Origin of the sequence: Streptomyces sp. SID4985 (assembly GCF_009863025.1) — a bacterium.
Lineage (GTDB): Bacteria > Actinomycetota > Actinomycetes > Streptomycetales > Streptomycetaceae > Streptomyces.
Genome location: NZ_WWIR01000479.1, coordinates 1 through 1,012, shown reverse-complemented (window position 1 = coordinate 1,012; position 1,012 = coordinate 1). Strand labels below are relative to the sequence as shown.

The 1,012-nt window shown below is 76.9% G+C and carries 1 pseudogene; it reads left to right on the top strand.

From position 1 onward, the window contains the following. Nucleotides 1-796: pseudogene (locus GTW40_RS21175) on the top strand (insulinase family protein); the annotation flags it as partial. Between the last annotated feature and the right edge of the window lie 216 nt (nt 797-1,012).

Sequence of the window (1,012 nt, the reverse complement as noted above, 5' to 3'; positions counted from 1 at the left end):
GGCCGCGCTCCGGCTGCCCGCGCTCGCCGAGGACCTGCTCGCGGGCCGCCCGGTGCGGTCCCCGGCGGAGCTGAGCGCCGAGCTGGCGGCCGTCACCCTCCACCAGGTGCACGCGGTCGCCCTGGAGGCCGCCGCGACGGCCCTCATGCAGGTGCCGGGCGGCCTCTCGGCGGACTGGGCCGGGTACACGGCGGCGCCCACCACCTCGCCGTACACCGTGACCGGGCGGAAGTTCGCCGAGCTGGGCGCGGGTGGGTCGGCGCTGGTCGTCGGCTCCGACGGCGTCAGCGTGAAGGGCCCGCACGGGAGCGGCCCGGAGTGCGCGGCGACGGTCCGGTACGCGGAGTGCGCCGCGATGCTCGCCTGGCCCGACGGCGGACGGCGGCTCATCGGCACCGACGGCATGGTCGTCGAGGTCGAGCCCACGCTCCACGGCGTCGACCCGGCCACCATGGCGGGCATCGACGCGGCCGTGCCGCGCGCCGCCGTCGTCGTGCTGCCGCCGAGGCAGCAGGTCCCGAGGCCGGAGAGCCCCGCGACCCCGGCGGCCGCCGGTTCCGGTGGCTCCGGACGCCCCGCGCAGGTCCGGCGCACCGCTCTCCAGACCGTCGTACTGATCCTCTTCGGCCTGTTCGGCGGCCTCTCGGCGCTGGTCTCCCTCCTGTTCACGGCCTTCGGCTACGACGCGGAGTACGGGTTCACCGACTGGCTGATCACGGTCGTCGTGATGTGGGGCTTCACGGCGCTGGTGTCCTGGCCCGCCGTGCGGGTTCTGCGGCGGACGCGGCGGGTCTGAGGGGTCCGGCCGGGGTAGGTAGGTGGGGTCGTCCCCTGTGGGGCGTCTCTCGTGGCGCGCCCTCCGCAGCGCGTCCCCCGTGATGAAGGAGTGCGTGGCGTGTCCTCCCTGTTCCCGGCCCTGTCGTCCCCGGCGGCGGCGGAGCGCCCCGCCCTCCGCTTCGGCCCACGGGCGCTGACCTACGCCGGACTCGCCGCCGCCTCCGGCGCCCTCGCC